The sequence below is a fragment of the Leptospira mtsangambouensis genome (assembly GCF_004770475.1).
Taxonomy (GTDB): Bacteria; Spirochaetota; Leptospiria; order Leptospirales; family Leptospiraceae; genus Leptospira_A; species Leptospira_A mtsangambouensis.
Genome location: NZ_RQHK01000017.1, coordinates 899,575 through 916,988, shown reverse-complemented (window position 1 = coordinate 916,988; position 17,414 = coordinate 899,575). Strand labels below are relative to the sequence as shown.

Genomic DNA, 17,414 nt, shown 5'->3' with positions numbered 1-17,414 from the left:
AACGAGAGTGTGGTGGTTATTGTTATTGGATCGTATCTCTTGAGAATCCATGTCGCATCGTATTTTCTGTAAACGTTCTTCCTTCAACAAAAAGAGATAAATAATCGGGTCCTCCTGCTTTTGCACCGGTACCCGATAACTTTCCACCACCAAATGGTTGTCTGTTGACGATTGCTCCTGTGATTCCACGATTGATATACAAATTTCCCACATCGATTTTTAATTTTGCTTCCATCACATTCTTTGGATTTCGAGAGATAACTCCACAAGTAAGAGCATAATCTGAATCGTTTACCAAATGAATTCCTTCCGAAAAACTAGATATCTTCTGCATCGATAACAGAGGACCGAATATTTCCGTTCTCCACATACTAGAATCCTTGGGAAGTTCATATAGACTCGGAGAAATATAAAATCCTTCAGTGGGGATCGATCGTGTTTTTCCAACAATAAAAGATTCGTTTTCTTTTTGGATTCTGGTAAGCCTTAAAAAACTTTCTTCATGGATCACAGGCCCAACTCGATTCCCGAAATCCAAAGGGGAACCTACAAGCAGACCATCCATTGCCTCGATCAAACGTTCTTTTAGTCTCTGATAACAATTTTGGTGCACATACAATCTAGATAAGGCACTACACTTTTGTCCTTGGAACCCAAAAGCAGAAGGTAAAATAGATTGGATGGCAACATCTAAATCTGCATCTGCATCCACAATCATTGCGTTTTTCCCACCTAACTCACAAATGACTTTTTTAATAATAGTTTGTTTTGGGGATACAATCGAAGCAGAGCGAAGAATGGATAAACCAACATCTCTTGAACCAGTGAAGTTTATGACTGAAACTTCTGGGTGATTGACAATGGCGTCCCCAATTTCAGAACCGATACCCGGTAAAAAATGAAACACTTCTTTGGGAATTCCAACTTCCCAAAAACATTTTGCAATCTCATAGGCAGTGGCCGAAGTTTCTTCCGCTGGTTTTGTTATGACAATGTTTCCTACTACCAGTGGACCCGCACACATTCCAGTAAAAATAGCCATTGGAAAATTCCAAGGTGTAATACATCCCACTATTCCTTTTGGTTGGTAATAATAAATATTATCTTCACCTAACAAAATTGTTTTTTGTGGAGATAGTTTATTTAGAGCTAACATTGCATAGTAACGACAAAAATCAATGGCCTCCGCGAATTCAATTTCGGCTTCGGTGATATGTTTGCCTGTTTCCCAAATACAAACAGAAAGAATTAAATCTTTATTGCTGATTAATTTTTCTGCCACTTTCAAAAGTAAACGAGAACGTTCTTCTTGTGGATGTTCTTTCCAAGAATGCCAATGTTTTTTTGAAATTTGGATTGTTTCTTCTAAATCATTGGCCTTGGACAACGATACGTTTGTCACCACAAGTTCTGGTGACCAAGGATTCTTATGAGCCAACATTTTTTCGGAAAACTTTTCTTTTGTCCCTATCGAAATTGGGATTTGAAATGGAAACAATCTATGTATGGAATCCAATGTTTTTCGTATGGAAGATCTTTCTTTTTCTAATGAAAAATCTCTGATTAGTTCATTTTTAAATTCCATATTGTGTTTCCTTATTTGGATTTTTAACCAAAGAATCTAATTTTTTTCCCTGACTCAATTGATACAAAAATCCTTGGTTAGAAGTATTTTCTAAAAGTCTTCGGATTAAATAAGCCATTCCCGGTAACAAAGATCCAATCGGAGAATATTCTCTGATGGGATAACCTAGAGATTCTAAACTAAATTTGTACTTACCAGCCATTCCAAATAACATTTGGATTTCAAAATCAGTAATGGATTTTTGATTCGTATGATACAAAGCAAAAGAAATCGAACGAAGGTTATGTGTGCCAAATGCAGATCTTAGATAGGGAAATGATTCTAAAAGATACAAAACATTTTTTTCAAATTGTATATCTGTTTCTTTTTTTGAATCAAATACAGGCGATTGCCACCCTCGTTCTTCGGATTTGATACGTTCATACTCCAAATAAGCGCCTTTGACAAGCCGAATGGTGATGGGAACTCCTCTGAGTTTCGCATACTTTCTCCATAAAACTAATTCTTCGTTTGATGACTTTAAATAAGATTGAACAACAATTCCAAAATGTGGGTACAATTTGAACTCTTCTTCTAAAAACAACTCTTTCGCTGTACGTGTGATGATTGATTTTAAATCATATTGTTCCATGTCTAAATTGATCCCAATACCTTTTGTCATTGCCAAACGAAGGATGGGGCGAAGGGCTTCTTTCAAAAACTGAATGCTTACCTCTTCTGCTTCAGGGAAAAGTCTGGTTTCAATCCCAGAACATTTGATAGAAATATTGGTTCTCTTTATTGGATCGATGTTATGGATTACTACGGGTAATTCTTCAATCAAATCGATATATTGTTTTTGGTATTCTTTTGCCTCCTGTGGAGATAAGGCAATTTCACCCAAAATATCATAAGTACGAGGTCTAGTTTGATTTGTTTTTCTATTCAATGTTTCTTTTGATTCGCATAGAATGAAAAGTTTTGCAAAGAATTGAATTACTCTTAATAAAACATAGGAAACCAAAGAACTTAAATAAAAATGATGAATTAAAAAATGTATCGAGGATTTTAGAAAACTAGGGATCTCCGTGTCTTCATCAAAAATATAAATTTTGAAATAGGAATAAATATTTTTTGTTTCAAGGGATGGCAAAACATCTATGAATTTAAAAGTTTGTAATTTTAGTTTTGGGTAACGAAATCCAAAGCGAATCAAAAGAGAAGTGATAAAGAATAAAAATCGTTGGGACAAAGATCCGGAAGTTGAATTAATTTTTTTTGCAATTTTTAGAATTTCTTCATCTTCGTCTTGCAATTGTTTTGTAAACATAATGTAACAACCAATCTTTGGATTAAAACTCTAAATTCTTTCAAGAAATTAGATTACTAAATATGAAAGGAGTTGTAAACAATATCTTAGATGTTTTTATTTCCAAATGGGTAAATTAACAGATTTATTTATCGAAAAAGAATCTAAGTTTGGAGCATTCAACTATTCTCCTTTACCAGTTGTATTAACCAAAGGTGAAGGAATTTATCTTTGGGATATAGAAGGAAAAAAATATTTTGATTTCCTCTCTGCTTATAGTGCTGTAAATCAAGGACATTGCCATCCAAAGATTGTGGAAGTTTTTCAAAAACAATCTGCTATTCTAACACTTACTTCTCGTGCTTTTCATAACGACAAACTTCCACTCTTTACTGAATTTATGACCACAACTTTTGGATACGATCGAGTACTGCCAATGAATACCGGAGTCGAAGCAGGAGAAACAGCAATCAAACTTGCCAGGAAATGGGGATACCAAAAGAAAAAAATTCCACAAGACAAAGCCAAAATTATTTTTTGTGAAGGAAACTTTTGGGGAAGAACCATTGCAGCAATCTCTTCCTCCACAGATCCAAAAAGTAAAAATGAATTTGGACCTTTTTTACCTGGATATGAAATTATTCCCTACAATGACTTAGAGGCACTCAAACAAGCCGTTTCCGATGAAAATGTGGCCGCGTTTATGGTGGAAGCCATCCAAGGGGAAGCGGGAGTGATTGTTCCCGACGAACATTATTTAAGTGAAGTGAGTAGGATTTGCAAACTTCATAATGTATTGTTAATCGTTGATGAAATCCAAACTGGTTTGGGTAGAACAGGAGAATTTGTATGTTCTGACTACTCCAATATAAAACCAGATTTATTACTTTTAGGAAAAGCTCTGTCGGGAGGAATGATGCCCATCTCCTGTGTGTTAGGTTCCAATGAAATTCTACTTCTTTTGAAACCGGGAGAACATGGATCTACATTTGGTGGAAATCCACTGGCGTGTGAAGTGGCGATGGCTTCTGTAAAAACAATCCTAGAAGAGAAAATGCCAGAGAATGCTAAAAAGATGGGATCTTTATTTCGGGAAACCATCACATCTTGGAAACATCCAGCCATCCAATCAGTAAGAGGAAAGGGACTATTAAATGCGGTTCAATTCCAAACTGAAGTGGATGCCAAGGAACTTTGTTTGGAATTGATGAAACTTGGAATTTTAGCAAAAGAAACCCATAAAAATACGGTTCGGTTTGCACCACCTCTTGTGATCCAAAAAGAGGAAATGAACGAAGCTTTGGTAACAATCAAAAAGGCAATTGATACAATTCCGATTTAGAGTGAATCATTCCAAAACAAAAAAATTTTAGATAGGTTTTATTGTTTTTGGTCATTTGCTTTTAAGAAAAAGAAAGAGAATGAAGATATCAGTTTTGGTAATTCTAATAAAGTATTGAACCCAAATCCTGTATCTCCATGTGAAATCAATGTTGTAATACAAAGTTTACTTTCAACACCTCTTTGTACTAATTTCTCATGTAACATTGAAGATTCATACGCTGGTACTACATCATCTTTCAAACCATGAATTAATAAAATTGGCAAATTGAGAGAATGGATATGATTGGTTACAGACAAAGCGGTGATTAGGTCTCGGCTTTTGCCTCCATTTTTAACAACGTTTTTCCAGTGTTTGATTCTGAATTCTGTATCGTATTTCAATTGATCAAAAATATTACGATCTGCTTTTTTCATTTTTTGGTAATGTGGTTTCAATCGTAAGTCTTTTGTTTTGTAATAGTTATCCAAAATCGCAAGTTTGATTGCTGTGAACAAACTTTGATTTTTTCCAAGGGAAATGGGAAGAAAATTGAGAAGAAGGATCATTCGACCATATTCATCTAAATTCTGATTTGCAAATAAGTTTTCAATGACATCATCTACTTTTGCAAAAGCTCCAATGGCGCAGATACAATTGATTTTTTCGGCAATCTTTTTGTCACTCGCAGCAACAAGACTCAAGGAACCTGAAAACGAAGGAGCAAAGATAGAAACTTTACCGGAGGGACAGATCTCTTTTTGGTTTGAGATAAATAAAATAGAATCTTTAATATCTTCTATATTGCGAAGAGAAATATTATAATCACAAATTTCGTCATAAAATGGACTGATCACTGTGTATCCAATTTTACTTAGGCTTTTATTGACTATAATGAATCTTGGATCTCGGTTTCCAAGAGGTGCCAATCCATTGATGGTCACAATGGTTCCAAGTGATTTGGATTTTGGTGTATAACAATCTGCTTTTAAAACTCTTTTGCAAACGGGAATTTGAATTTCTGTAACATAAGGAAGAGTTTCGTCATCACTTTGTAATCCAAGTAGAAAGTTGATGGATTGAAACCAAGCTTTGAATTGATTCATTGAGTACAACTACCGAATCCTTTTTATTCTGAGGTATATCATGATCATACAAAACTTTATAAAGGTTTTGATTGATATGATGATGATTCATATCTAAATCTTTCACTAAATTGTCGAACTAAAAATATAAGCGAGTGGCTTAGATAATGATAACCTTTTAGTTTCCTTGCGCCAAGGATTGCAGTGGAAATCGGAGCGGAAGCGGAGATTGAAACGGAAAGCCTGGTCGCGGCCACTCCCCCATCCAAAAATTGAATCCAGTGCGAGGCGCCCCAATCACAATATCTCTTCTTGACAAATGGATGAAAATATGATCTCCTAAGTTTGTTCTCCGTAATTGGAATTCGTGTTAGGTTCTCCTGATGGCAGATGAAGATACAAAAGAGTTTTTCCAGAAAATTATTTTTACTAATGAAGAAATTTTAAAACTTCGGATTTTATTATATAGTTTAAAAATTCGTGCACTCAACGCACAAATTCTTTCGGCAAACTCTGGAGCATTCGCAGCTAGTTATGGTGTTGTGGCAGCAGAGATCATTCATTTTAATAACAAAATTCAAGATGTAAATGAAAAGCTAACCAAAGCAATTACGGTTGTGATTCGAATGGCAAGCGAAATGCAAAAGATTTCTAAGGTGAACCGGCTCCTACATGTTTCTGTTGAAACTTGTAGGTCCAGGGGAGTCAACCTCGATCATTATAAAAATATAGAATATAGTCTAAACAATCGCAACGGGGAAAAGGAAATGTTGGATTTGCAGTTGCGGAAAGAATTTGATGATATTCGTCATATTGTTCGGAGTTCCACTAAACTTTGTTTAGAAGGTCGAACTGTGTCTTTACAAACGCGAATCGAATCTGCTACCATTGTTGAGAACCAAAAATTATTTTTAGCAGTTGCAGAAAGTTTTGATGGAGCTTTAAATATCATCGAAACATCTTATCGATATCTTTCAAAACTATGGTAAACCATGAAAAAGATCCAAACTATATATTCTGATAACGATCACAAATGGTCTGTCATTGCAAGAGACCCGTCCAAACCAAACTGGTTGATTGACACAAATGAATATTTAATTGAGTCAGATGGAATGGGTTTACTCACCGATCCTGGTGGTAGTGAAATTTTTCCTGAAGTATTTTCAGCATTGGTGGATGTGTTTCCTGCATCCCAAATTAAAAATATTTTTGCTTCTCACCAAGATCCAGATATTGTATCTTCGATTTCTCTTTGGCTTGAAGTCAATCCATCAATTCGTTGTTATGTGAGTTGGTTATGGACAGGTTTTTTGCCACATTTTGGCGGGAATGCCGATACTTTCATTCCGATGCCAGACGAAGGAATGGAAATTGTCCACCAGAATATCAAACTGAGATCCATTCCTGCTCATTTTTTGCATAGTGCCGGAAATTTAAATCTTTGGGATCCTGAGGCAAAAATTCTATTCAGTGGTGATGTGGGCGCCGCCTTACTTCCTTTAGATGAAACAGACTTGATTGTAAAAGATTTTGATAAACACATTCGATTTATGGAAAAATTTCACAAACGATGGATGGCTTCTGAACAAGCCAAAGTAGCATGGTGTGAAAGAATTTCCCATCTCAAACCAGATATGCTTTGCCCACAACATGGCTCTGTATTTCAAGGTCCCGATGTGGAACGGTTTATCAATTGGTTTTCGGAATTAAAAATTGGAATGGATGCATTGGAATTGCCAAAACCATAAGATCGGGATTGGTGATTGGCATCGGCAACATAGGCAAAATGCCCCGTTACCATATAACTAGATTGAGCATGAAATCTCAAGTCTTGGTAGACATATTGTGTTAACCAGTGATTAATCGTTCCATTTTTTATAATCGCCAAAATCAAGTTTTGTCTTTAGTTTGGAATTCTCCCTTAAGGAAATGATATGATTCTAATTCCAGTCCCTAGTTCTGATTTTGATCCAAGTGAAGCTTCCCTTCCTTGGAAATTATTATCGGAATCAAATTTCAAATTTCAGTTTGCCACACCCGACGGGAAAAAAGCAAAAGCAGACGAACGGATGTTAACTGGAAAGGGACTGGGAATTTTGAAATCCGGGTTTATGGCACGCAAAGATGCCAGAGACGCTTACTTCAAAATGGAAAATTCAAAAGAGTTTCAGATCCCCATTCCTTATTCTGAAATCAAAGAAAAGGATTTCCAAGCCATTCTTTTGCCAGGGGGACATGCACAAGGTATGAAAGAATACCTAGAATCCAGAATTTTACAAAACGTAGTCGTGGATTTTTTTCAATCCAATAAACCGGCTGCGGCGATCTGTCATGGTGTATTACTTGCGGCAAGAAGTATAAACCCTAAGACAAACAAATCTGTGTTATATGAAAAAAATACCACTGCCCTTTTGCAAAAACAGGAACTCCTCGCTTACTACACAACAAGACTTTGGTTAGGGAATTATTATAAAACCTATCCGTTGACAGTTCAGGAGGAAGTCACTGGTTTTTTAAAATCAAAAGGCCAGTTTAAAACGGGAGGGAGTTTATCAGTCAGAGATAGCCTCGACAATCCAGATGTTGGTTTTACAGTTTTAGATGGGAATTATCTATCTGCGAGATGGCCTGGGGACGCGTATCAATTTGCTAGTGCATTCAAAACATTACTTTAATCATTTGAGTTCTTTGTATCATTGGCTTTACAATGGATCGTAACGTCTATAGAAACGTTAAATTCCATTGAGGAAAACCTGGATTCACTGTCCCCATTAAAGTGAGTTCACCAGTGGTTTGGTTAATCGAGAATAGATTTAAATCTCCACCGTTATATGCCACATAAGCGAAACGTCCGGTTGGATCGATGACCATATAACGCAAGTTTGTAACAAGTCCAGATAGTTTAGAGGAAAGCGAAATTTTCCCCGAATTTCGCTCCACCGTATAACAAGAAATTTCACCTTCATTGATATGGACTAAATAGAAAAAACTTCCACTAGGATGGATTGCTGTCCCATTGATACTCAATCCATGAAAAACGGAATCCACAAAACCCATTTGTCCCGTATTGCCATCAAAACTTAGGACAGTAACAGTGGGACTGGAAGCAACATATAAATATTTGCCGTTTGGATGGGTCGAAATAAAACCTGAACCGCCATTGGGAAAACTTGGGCTAATTCCTACTTGAGTTAAACTTCCATCATTATAGTTGATTCGATAAGAAACAATTTCTGTTAAGTTAGGACTGTTATAAAAGATAAAATTCCCATTGCGTGAAATTTGAATCACGTTATGGGGAACAACAGTTGGGTAGGCAGAAAGAAAACTAAGAGTGCCATCAGCATTGATTGCAAAAACACGAATCTCCCTGTTGCCTTCCGATGCAAGGTATAAAAACCTTCCATCAGGCGTGATTACCAAATTTCTCGGCGCCGTTCCCGCAGGATATGTGGGGATAGAATTTGCAGTGAGAACACCCGTACTCTGGTTGATTAAAAATTGGGAGAAATTCCCACTGTATAAGTTTGCAGCATATAAGTACTTTCCCGTTGGATCAACCCCTATTCCAGTAGGGCCATCACCCGCAGTATAGGTCACTGGGTTTAATAACTGCCCATTGGTATTATCCATCACCAAACGGCCAACAGAATCATTCAAATCAAAACTCATATATACATAACCGGTATACACAGTAATATCGGAGCTAGCACTGGTCCATCCATCGGCAGCAGTGGCAGTGATCCAAACCTTTCCATTGCCAATGCTTTGGACCAAACCATTAGCATCCACTGTGGCAACTGAGTTGTTGCTACTGGACCACTGAAAAGTTGAGTCTGTTTTATTACCGTACGAAAAGTACTGTGCTTCCAGTTGTAAACTGTCCCCTTTGCGAATCCCAGCCCAAGTATGGTTGAGTTCGACTACCTGGTTGGAACTGGCAAGTAAGGCCAAAAGACCAAACAAAGATTTGGAAGAAGGATCTTTTTCTGGAAAAAGAAGGTTATGAACAATTGGATTGAGAAGACAGGCGTTGAACGAAAAAAGACAAACCAAGAGGGAAAACGCTCTCCAAAAGTTTGTGTTCTTTGGAAATTTTTTTCGATTCGAACGATTTGTTTTCATAGAAATCAACAAACATAAGTAAAGCGGATAGTAAAATTGTCATTCCTAAAATTAAGAAGTTGTGGCAAACTGAACAGATTTCTAACAAACTGAGCGCCAGGGATTGCAGTGGAAATCGAAGCGAAGCGGAGATTGGAACGGAAAGCCCGGTCGTTTTTAAATCCGTTGTTTATTTTTTGATCAATTCGAGGCGCACAAAGTGTTTTCATTTATGGCAAATTTGTGGATTTGAATGAACTTTACGGGTCCAATAAGAGTCTGAGAAATAACGAAGTGAAAACTATAGAATAGAACGTATATGGCAAATTCAAAAACGATCACATCCAATGACTGGCTCTCCTATACTTCCTTTTTGGTATTGGTATTTGCTATGGTCGCACCCATTGGCGAAGGACTTCTCATCGCATTCGCTGTTGTTTTTTTAGCAGTTGGTATCTCCAGTGCCGTTCACAGCGCTGAGGTCATAGCGGAACGAGTGGGCCCAGCACTTGGAACTTTGATTTTGGCAATTTCTGTAACAGTGATCGAAGTGGCACTCATTGTCAGCCTTATGAGTAATGACACAGCAGACTCACCACAAATTGCAAGGGATACCGTTTTTGCAGCGCTTATGATTGTCACTAATGGAATCATAGGCATCTGTATTTTGTTAGGTGGACTAAAACATAAGGAACTTGGATTCCAATTGGTGGGCACAACTGCTTTGCTTGGCGTTTTGGCAGTACTTTCCACACTTACATTAATTTTACCTTTATACACAACATCTACTAACAAAGGGACTTATAGTGCAGGACAACTCATCTTTGTATCGTTAGCCTCTCTTGTTTTGTACGGTTCCCTTGTATGGTCACAAACAAAATCACATAAAAATTTTTTTTCTGCCTCTGAAGGAGAGATGGCTCCCGTAGAGGCCTCACATACAAGACCAAGTCAAAAAAGGGCCATCACTAGTTTTATTTCTCTTTTATTTTCTCTTTTCGCAGTCGTTGGTTTATCAAAAATTCTTAGCCCGACAATCGAAAGCACTATTGCTGCGTTAGGCGCTCCCAAAGCAGTGGTAGGGATTGTGATTGCCATTCTTGTTTTGGCTCCAGAAACATTGGCAGCAATGAATGCCGCAAAAATCAATGAACTACAAACTAGTTTGAACTTAGCGTTGGGATCAGGAGCTGCCAGTATTGCCCTAACCATACCGGCGGTTAGCCTTTATTCGTTGTTATTTGATAAACCATTAACCCTTGGATTAGATACCAAAGGAATTGTATTTTTAATGGTAACCTTTCTTGCAGGGAGTTTTACCTTTGGATCGGGAAGGACCACATCTCTTCATGGACTCATTCATTTAGTGATTATGGCATCCTTTTTAGCAATTTCACTTATGCCATAAAATCTGGATATTGTTTAGAAATTAGATTCAAAACCTAACTTCTAAACTCTTAGACTTCTAACTTTGATTTATTAACTTCCGCACACAAGGCAACCTTCTTCCATAGAACAGGCCTCACCCACAAACTCAGATTCCACCTCTTTTTTGTTAGCTTGCGATGAATTAGAGACAAATTCTTTTGTTTTTTGGATTTGTTCTTTTTCAATTGTGAATTGGATGGCCTGCGAAGCCGCTTTGGTTCGTAGATAATACATCCCTGTTTTTAACCCTTGTTTCCAAGCGTAAAAATGCATGGAAGTGAGTTTGGATACAGTTGGATTTTCCACAAACAAATTTAAGGACTGGGACTGGCAGATAAAAGCACCTCTATCTCTTGCCATATCAATGAGAGATCTTTGTTTCATTTCCCAAACAGTTTTGTAAATTTCTTTGATGGAATCGGGAATGGAAGGAATGGATTGGATGCTACCTCCTGCTGCTATGATTTGGTTTTTCATCTCCGAATTCCAAAGTCCTAGTTCGATCAAATCATGTAACAAATGTTTGTTTACAATGATAAATTCGCCACTGAGGACTCGTCTCGAATAAATATTGGAAGTATAAGGTTCAAAACATTCATTGTTTCCTAAAATTTGAGAAGTGGATGCGGTGGGCATCGGAGCGACAAGGAGAGAATTCCGTGTTCCATATTGGAGCACTTCTTTCCGCAATAATTCGAAATCCCATCGACCTGTTGGTTTGACATTCCATAAATCAAATTGAAAAATTCCTTCGGAAAGTGGAGAACCAAGAAAACTTGGATATGCTCCTTCTTCTTTGGCAATGTCTTTACTTGCAGTCATGGCTGCAAAGTATATGGTTTCAAAAATTTCAATATTTAGGTTTTTTGCGACCTCGCTCTCATAAGGCATACGAAGTAGGATAAAAACATCGGCAAGACCTTGGACACCAATCCCAATGGGACGATGTTTCAAATTAGAATTTTTTGCTTCGGGGACTGGGTAATAATTTTCATCAATGATACGATTCAAATTCACCGTCATCTGATAGACAATTTCATATAACTTGTCGAATAAAAACTTACCTTCAGAAACAAACTTTGGCAAGGCGACTGAAGCCAAATTACAAACTGCAACTTCCTCTGGACTAGTGAATTCTAAAATTTCTGTACAAAGATTACTACTTTTGATAGTTCCTAAATTTTTCTGATTACTTTTTGCATTGGCCGCATCTTTGTACAATAAATAAGGTGTTCCTGTTTCAATTTGAGATTCAACGATAGCAAACCAAAGGTCTTGTGCTTTGACTTTGGACCTGGCTCGCCCCTCTCTTTCATACTGTTCATATAAAGAAACAAACTTTTCTCCATAAACTTCCGATAAACCTGGGGCTTCATTGGGACAAAACAAACTCCAGTCGCCACCCTCTTCCACTCGTTTCATAAATAGATCCGAAATCCAAAGGGCAAAAAACAAATCACGAGCCCGCATTTCTTCTTTGCCATGATTTTTCTTTAATTCCAAAAATGGAAAAATATCTGCATGCCAAGGTTCCAAATAAATGGCAAATGCTCCTTTACGTTTCCCACCACCTTGGTCTACATAACGGGCCGTATCATTAAACACCCGTAACATGGGAATGATTCCATTACTAGTTCCATTCGTACCACCAATATAAGAACCAGTAGCTCTGATATTATGGATGGATAATCCAATCCCACCAGCACTTTGGGATATTTTTGCAGTTTGTTTGAGAGTATCATAAATTCCATCGATGCTATCGTCCTTCATGGTCAAAAGAAAACAGCTACTCATTTGTGGTTTCGGAGTTCCTGCATTAAACAGTGTCGGAGTGGCATGAGTGAACCAACGTTCGCTCATTAAATGATATGTTTTAATGACTTCGTCAATTCTATGTTTGTGGATTCCAAGCGCCACTCTCATATACATATGTTGTGGGCGTTCTACGATTTTGCCGTTTAGTTTTAATAAATAGGATTTTTCTAATGTACGGAATCCAAAATAATCAAATCCAAAATCTCTATCATAAATAATGGAACTATCCAAAAGTTCCGAATGTTTTTTGATAATCTCCCAAACATCATCTGCAATGAGAGGCATCTGTTTATTTGTTTTTGGATCGATATAGGAATACAACTGTTCCATCGTTTCCGAAAAGGATTTGGTTGTGTTTTTGTGTAGGTTACTCACAGCAATACGACTCGCAAGAAGTGCGTAGTCTGGATGTTTGGTGGTGAGAGATGCGGCAATTTCCGCGGCCAAATTGTCAAGTTCCGAAGTGCTAACACCATCATAAATTCCTTCGATGACTTTTTTGGCAACATCAATGGGACTGACCAAACGACTGAGACCATAGGATAACTTTTCAATCCTGGCCGTCACTTTATCAAACTTTACCGATTCACTTTTTCCATTTCTTTTGATTACAAACATAATAACACCTTTCTTAAATTTTAAAAATCTTCATTCAAAGAGAATGTAAAACCTTGTTCCGAATTTAAAACACCAGCCTTTTGGTATTCACCCACTCGTTTTTCAAAAAAATTTGTTTTGCCTTCCAAGGAGATCATCTCCATAAAATCGAAAGGATTGGAGGAATAATATAGTTTTTCAAATCCAAGTTCAATGAGCCAACGATCCGCCACAAATTCAATGTATTGTTGCATGAGTTTCGCATTCATCCCAATTAGATCAACTGACAAAGATTCGGTGATAAATTCTTTTTCTATATTGACTGCATCAGTAAAAATTTCATACACTCGTTCAGCACTTGGTTTTTCATTGATCATTTTAAATAGGATACAAGCAAACTCACAATGTAAGGCTTCATCGCGACTGATCAGTTCATTGGAAAAACTAAGGCCTGGGAGAAGTCCCCTTTTTTTCATCCAAAAAATAGCACAAAAACTCCCACTAAAAAAGATTCCTTCCACAGCCGCAAAGGCAAGGAGTCGTTCCGCAAAATTCCCTTCACCAATCCAACGTAAGGCCCATTCTGATTTTTTTTGAACGGCTGGAATAGTTTCTATCGAATGAAATAATCTATTTTTTTCTTTTGGATCTTTGATGTATGTATCAATCAAAAGCGAATAGGTTTCAGAGTGGATATTTTCCATCATAATTTGAAAACCGTAAAAGCACCTAACTTCAGGAAGTTGGACTTCACGCATAAAATTTACGGCTAAGTTTTCGTTTACGATTCCATCACTTGCGGCAAAAAATGCCAAAACATTACTTAAAAAAAATCTTTCGTTGTTTGTTAAGGAATTCCAATCATCCAAATCTCCACTCAAATCGATTTCTTCTGCCGTCCAAAAGGATGCCTGTTGTTTTTTATACATCTCCCAAATTTTAGGAAACTTAATGGGAAGGATCACAAATCGATCCTTATTTTCTTTTAATAAAACTTCTGATTGGTAATCCATTCAACAACTCCAGGTTCGAATTTCTATATTTTATGTGTCTCCTTTGCCAGAAGAGAACCACACGATACCAACAAACATATGTTTATTGGTTGATATTGGAATGGAATGGATTTTTTCCACGGCCAAATCTCGTCGACCCGGAACACAACAACTTGTATGGAAGAAGGTGTGGGTATCCCGGTAGCAATAGTCCGGGGCCCTGAAAAAATTTTCGGTACAGATGATCGTTTACGGGCGATTCATATGTGGGAAGATCCGACTTTTCTTATCTGATTTGGATAAGAATCTACGGTTGCGCCGTCAGTTGAGGAGTTTCACCTCATTCCTCCCGGAATAGAATCTAAAGAAACCGTATGAGACATATTTTGTCAATGGAATAAAACGAGAGAAATTTCAAAAAAAGAACTAGAAAGTTCTGGTACGAAATCGAGTTCTCTTTAATTCAAATTTTTATATATCGTTGTCAAAAGTTCAGAAAGAATGATTGGTTTTTTTACATAACCATTCATTCCATTTTCAAGATATTCATTCAATTGGGAATCCATACTATTTGCAGTAATCGCAATGATAGGGATGTCACGATAAGAATCATCTCGTTTGCGAATGAGTTTAGTGGCCTCCATTCCATCAAGTACCGGCATCTGAATGTCCATGAGAATAATATCATACCGATTTTCCAAGTGACCAAGAGATGCATCTAACAGATGTATTACTTCTTCTCCGTTTGATGCAAGGCTGACTTCAACATTTTCCTTTTGGAATATTTTAAGAATAAATTTTTGGTTTAATAAGTTATCTTCTGCGACCAAAATATGATATTTTTGATCAGGGTTAATTACCTTGGCATTATCATTTTCAGCAGTTGTTTCTCTTTGGTCCGTTTTTTCAAATGGAATTGTAAATTGGAAACTGGAACCTTCATTCAAATGACTATGAACTTTAATTTCTCCGCCCATCAAGTTTACAAGTTGTTTGGAAATGTACAATCCAAGTCCAGAACCTTCAAATTTTTTAGTGCGTGAATCCTCTAATTGGACAAAACGATTAAACAGTTTATGAATGTTTTCATCAGAAATTCCTATTCCAGTGTCTTTCACTATAAATATAAGAAATTTCTGATCGTTGCTCAATGAAACATTTAGACTTACGGAACCTTCCGAAGTAAACTTCAATGCGTTTGCAATTAGGTTAATCAATATTTGGCGAAGTCTATTTTCATCAATCAATATATGTAAATCAGAATCCAATCCAGATAAATTAATATGAAACTCTAAATTCTTTTTGATTGCATCCGCTAAAAATAGCTGAACCACATCTTTACATAATTTGTTTATATCCGTTGGTTTTGGAAGGATCTCTAACTTTTTATTTTCTAACTTAGAAACATCTAAAATATCATTGATGATTGTCAAAAGTGACAAAACAGACTTTTTTGCATTATCTAAATAATCTCGTTGTTCAAAATCTATTTTTGTTTGTTCCAGTAATGTCAACATTCCTAACACTCCATTCATTGGAGTGCGGATTTCATGGCTCATATTTGCTAAAAATTCAGATTTTACACGATTGGCTTTTTCTAATTCAAAAGTTCTTTTTTCAACTATGTCTTGGATACTTTTTTCTTTTCCCATAATGATTAGGATTAAAATTCCAAGTAACCCTGTTAACAATGAAGATACGATCAAAAGAAATCGTGAAGCATTGGTAAGATTCATTTGAAAGTATTTTTTAGTGGCAATGGTTTTGATATTTAATACATGAGAACCGATTGTGATTGGATGTTCATACGAAAACTCTGAAAAAATTTTTTCGTCTGTATTGGAACAATCCTTGGAAAATATTTCAATATGACTTGGTTCACTTGCCTCTTCGATTCTAATACATAAATGGTTTTGGTCATTTCCAATGACGGCATTATTCATAATGGTGGCGATCCGAACCGCTGCCACTGCAAATCCATATTCTCGATTCAACCTTGTCACTGGATAAAAAACCAAAAATCCTAAATTGTTTTCTACGTTTTGGACAAGATTGATTTTTCCTGTAATTTCAATCCCTTGCCTTTCTGTGGCACTAAACAATGCCTTTTCTCTTGTTGGATCAGATAATAAATTAAACCCAATAGCATGTTTATTTTCTGAGAATGGATAAATGTAGCGAATGAAAACATAATCGGATTTTTCTTTTGCGGGAAAGATTCTTTCCTCCTCTTTTTCATAGATTCCTTTGGATTCTGGATAATCTATCTTCAATGTTCTTTCATTCATCAAACGTGAAGAATGATTAATCAAAGGATCCCAGGACAATGCAGCTACACCATTTGCATCTTCTATAATCTCTTTCGAGAATTGGTCAAAATTTTGACGATTTAGATGTTCGGTAAGTGATAAAAAAGCTCCCAATGCTTTTACAACTCTTAATGTTTCTAAAAATTGATTTTCAATTCCTGTTGAAATAATTTGTCCATCAGATTTGATCCTATACTTAATAAATTCTTTTTCCCAATTTTTCGTAACAAAAAAAATAGATAGAGTAAAAACAAATGTACTCATCGTTGCTGAAGCAAAAATAATCAGTCTTAATAATTTTTCTTCACCTCGATACCATTTCCAAATCAATATCATTAGTGGAGTAAAAATAATAATTCCAATCGAGTCACCCATCCACCAAGTAAGCCAAGTTTGAAATAAAAATTCGAAGTAGATGATTTTAAAATATAATAAAGACAAACTTCCGATGATAGATGAAATGAGAGCGTTGACTGGACCTGCAATGATAAAAAAGATTAAAATTTCATGAGCTTGGAAGATATTTAAATTTGGGTTGGAATACTTTTTTAAAAAGTGAGCACCCATTAAAGCAGCAGAGGAATTTCCAAATGAAATCGTTATGTTTTGTGGATTTGAAATTAAAAACTGAACCAAAGTCTCCGTTGTAGGGAGATAGTTCGTGTTGGTAAAGTAAGCCCCCAGAAATAAAGCGAGCCAGACTTTTTTACCAAACAACAACACAAACCCAAGTGCCAAACCTGCCGGTGGCCAAACCGGCGTGCTGTATCCATCAATAGAGGAAAGATTGAGACTTAATTTTCCTGCAAATAAATAGAATCCAAATACCAGAATTTGTACACTGATTTCCCGAATGAAATTTCTGGTGAATGCATTCAAGGGAGGCATAT

At 36.5% G+C, this 17,414-nt stretch carries 12 protein-coding genes; 5 read left to right on the top strand and 7 right to left on the bottom strand.

From position 1 onward, the window contains the following. Positions 1–22: 22 nt before the first annotated feature. The gene (locus EHR01_RS16805) at positions 23–1,585 is read right to left on the bottom strand and encodes an aldehyde dehydrogenase family protein (RefSeq protein ID WP_135696482.1); all 1,563 of its coding nucleotides are present in this window, start codon (positions 1,583–1,585) and stop codon (positions 23–25) included. Beyond that, positions 1,575–2,894, bottom strand: a complete 1,320-nt coding sequence (locus tag EHR01_RS16800; RefSeq protein WP_135696479.1) for a proline dehydrogenase family protein — start codon at positions 2,892–2,894, stop codon at positions 1,575–1,577. The genes EHR01_RS16805 and EHR01_RS16800 overlap by 11 nt, the downstream gene beginning before the upstream one ends. A 106-nt stretch (positions 2,895–3,000) precedes the next feature. On the opposite strand from EHR01_RS16800, the gene rocD reads away from it, so the two are divergent. Further along, entirely contained in the window at positions 3,001–4,215 is a 1,215-nt protein-coding gene (gene rocD / locus EHR01_RS16795) for an ornithine--oxo-acid transaminase (protein ID WP_135696477.1), read from the top strand. Positions 4,216–4,253: 38 nt separating this feature from the next. Here rocD and EHR01_RS16790 read toward each other — a convergent pair whose 3' ends face one another. Further along, on the bottom strand, positions 4,254–5,300 hold the full coding sequence (locus tag EHR01_RS16790; RefSeq protein WP_135696474.1) for an alpha/beta hydrolase family protein: 1,047 nt from the start codon (positions 5,298–5,300) through the stop codon (positions 4,254–4,256). A 362-nt stretch (positions 5,301–5,662) separates the two neighbouring features. On the opposite strand from EHR01_RS16790, the gene EHR01_RS16785 reads away from it, so the two are divergent. The 3 genes from EHR01_RS16785 to EHR01_RS16775 all read left to right on the top strand — a co-directional run bounded on the left by EHR01_RS16785 (position 5,663) and on the right by EHR01_RS16775 (position 7,954). Beyond that, positions 5,663–6,268: a hypothetical protein gene (locus EHR01_RS16785; protein ID WP_135696471.1), complete on the top strand. Its 606-nt coding sequence runs from the start codon at positions 5,663–5,665 to the stop codon at positions 6,266–6,268. A 3-nt stretch (positions 6,269–6,271) separates the two neighbouring features. Next, positions 6,272–7,027: an oxygen-binding di-iron domain-containing protein gene (locus tag EHR01_RS16780; protein ID WP_135696468.1), complete on the top strand. Its 756-nt coding sequence runs from the start codon at positions 6,272–6,274 to the stop codon at positions 7,025–7,027. A 186-nt stretch (positions 7,028–7,213) separates the two neighbouring features. Next, positions 7,214–7,954 carry a type 1 glutamine amidotransferase domain-containing protein gene (locus EHR01_RS16775; protein WP_135696466.1) on the top strand — a complete coding sequence of 247 codons (741 nt, stop codon included), beginning with the start codon at positions 7,214–7,216 and terminating at the stop codon, positions 7,952–7,954. 46 nt (positions 7,955–8,000) lie between these two features. On the opposite strand, the gene EHR01_RS16770 is transcribed toward EHR01_RS16775, so the two are convergent. Continuing rightward, positions 8,001–9,335: a beta-propeller fold lactonase family protein gene (locus EHR01_RS16770; RefSeq protein WP_244310162.1), complete on the bottom strand. Its 1,335-nt coding sequence runs from the start codon at positions 9,333–9,335 to the stop codon at positions 8,001–8,003. A 367-nt stretch (positions 9,336–9,702) separates the two neighbouring features. On the opposite strand from EHR01_RS16770, the gene EHR01_RS16765 reads away from it, so the two are divergent. Then, a complete protein-coding gene (locus EHR01_RS16765) occupies positions 9,703–10,791 on the top strand; it encodes a calcium:cation antiporter (protein ID WP_135696460.1) in 1,089 nt (362 codons plus the stop codon). Between the two features lie 71 nt (positions 10,792–10,862). Here EHR01_RS16765 and EHR01_RS16760 read toward each other — a convergent pair whose 3' ends face one another. The 3 genes from EHR01_RS16760 to EHR01_RS16750 form a co-directional block, all read right to left on the bottom strand. Further along, positions 10,863–13,244 (bottom strand): ribonucleoside-diphosphate reductase subunit alpha, encoded by a 2,382-nt coding sequence (locus EHR01_RS16760; protein ID WP_135696456.1) that lies wholly within the window; start codon positions 13,242–13,244, stop codon positions 10,863–10,865. A gap of 20 nt (positions 13,245–13,264) precedes the next feature. After that, on the bottom strand, positions 13,265–14,236 hold the full coding sequence (locus EHR01_RS16755) for a ribonucleotide-diphosphate reductase subunit beta (RefSeq protein WP_135696453.1): 972 nt from the start codon (positions 14,234–14,236) through the stop codon (positions 13,265–13,267). A 437-nt stretch (positions 14,237–14,673) separates the two neighbouring features. Further along, the gene (locus tag EHR01_RS16750; RefSeq protein WP_135696450.1) at positions 14,674–17,412 is read right to left on the bottom strand and encodes an ATP-binding protein; all 2,739 of its coding nucleotides are present in this window, start codon (positions 17,410–17,412) and stop codon (positions 14,674–14,676) included. Positions 17,413–17,414 lie beyond the last annotated feature (2 nt).

What these genes read in the sequence shown, in the direction of transcription:
- EHR01_RS16805 (WP_135696482.1), bottom strand. Translation starts at nt 1,585, where the DNA reads ATGGAATTTAAAAATGAACTAATCAGAGATTTTTCATTAGAAAAAGAA.
- EHR01_RS16800 (WP_135696479.1), bottom strand. Translation starts at nt 2,894, where the DNA reads ATGTTTACAAAACAATTGCAAGACGAAGATGAAGAAATTCTAAAAATT.
- rocD (WP_135696477.1), top strand. Translation starts at nt 3,001, where the DNA reads ATGGGTAAATTAACAGATTTATTTATCGAAAAAGAATCTAAGTTTGGA.
- EHR01_RS16790 (WP_135696474.1), bottom strand. Translation starts at nt 5,300, where the DNA reads ATGAATCAATTCAAAGCTTGGTTTCAATCCATCAACTTTCTACTTGGA.
- EHR01_RS16785 (WP_135696471.1), top strand. Translation starts at nt 5,663, where the DNA reads ATGGCAGATGAAGATACAAAAGAGTTTTTCCAGAAAATTATTTTTACT.
- EHR01_RS16780 (WP_135696468.1), top strand. Translation starts at nt 6,272, where the DNA reads ATGAAAAAGATCCAAACTATATATTCTGATAACGATCACAAATGGTCT.
- EHR01_RS16775 (WP_135696466.1), top strand. Translation starts at nt 7,214, where the DNA reads ATGATTCTAATTCCAGTCCCTAGTTCTGATTTTGATCCAAGTGAAGCT.
- EHR01_RS16765 (WP_135696460.1), top strand. Translation starts at nt 9,703, where the DNA reads ATGGCAAATTCAAAAACGATCACATCCAATGACTGGCTCTCCTATACT.
- EHR01_RS16760 (WP_135696456.1), bottom strand. Translation starts at nt 13,244, where the DNA reads ATGTTTGTAATCAAAAGAAATGGAAAAAGTGAATCGGTAAAGTTTGAT.
- EHR01_RS16755 (WP_135696453.1), bottom strand. Translation starts at nt 14,236, where the DNA reads ATGGATTACCAATCAGAAGTTTTATTAAAAGAAAATAAGGATCGATTT.
- EHR01_RS16750 (WP_135696450.1), bottom strand. Translation starts at nt 17,412, where the DNA reads ATGCCTCCCTTGAATGCATTCACCAGAAATTTCATTCGGGAAATCAGT.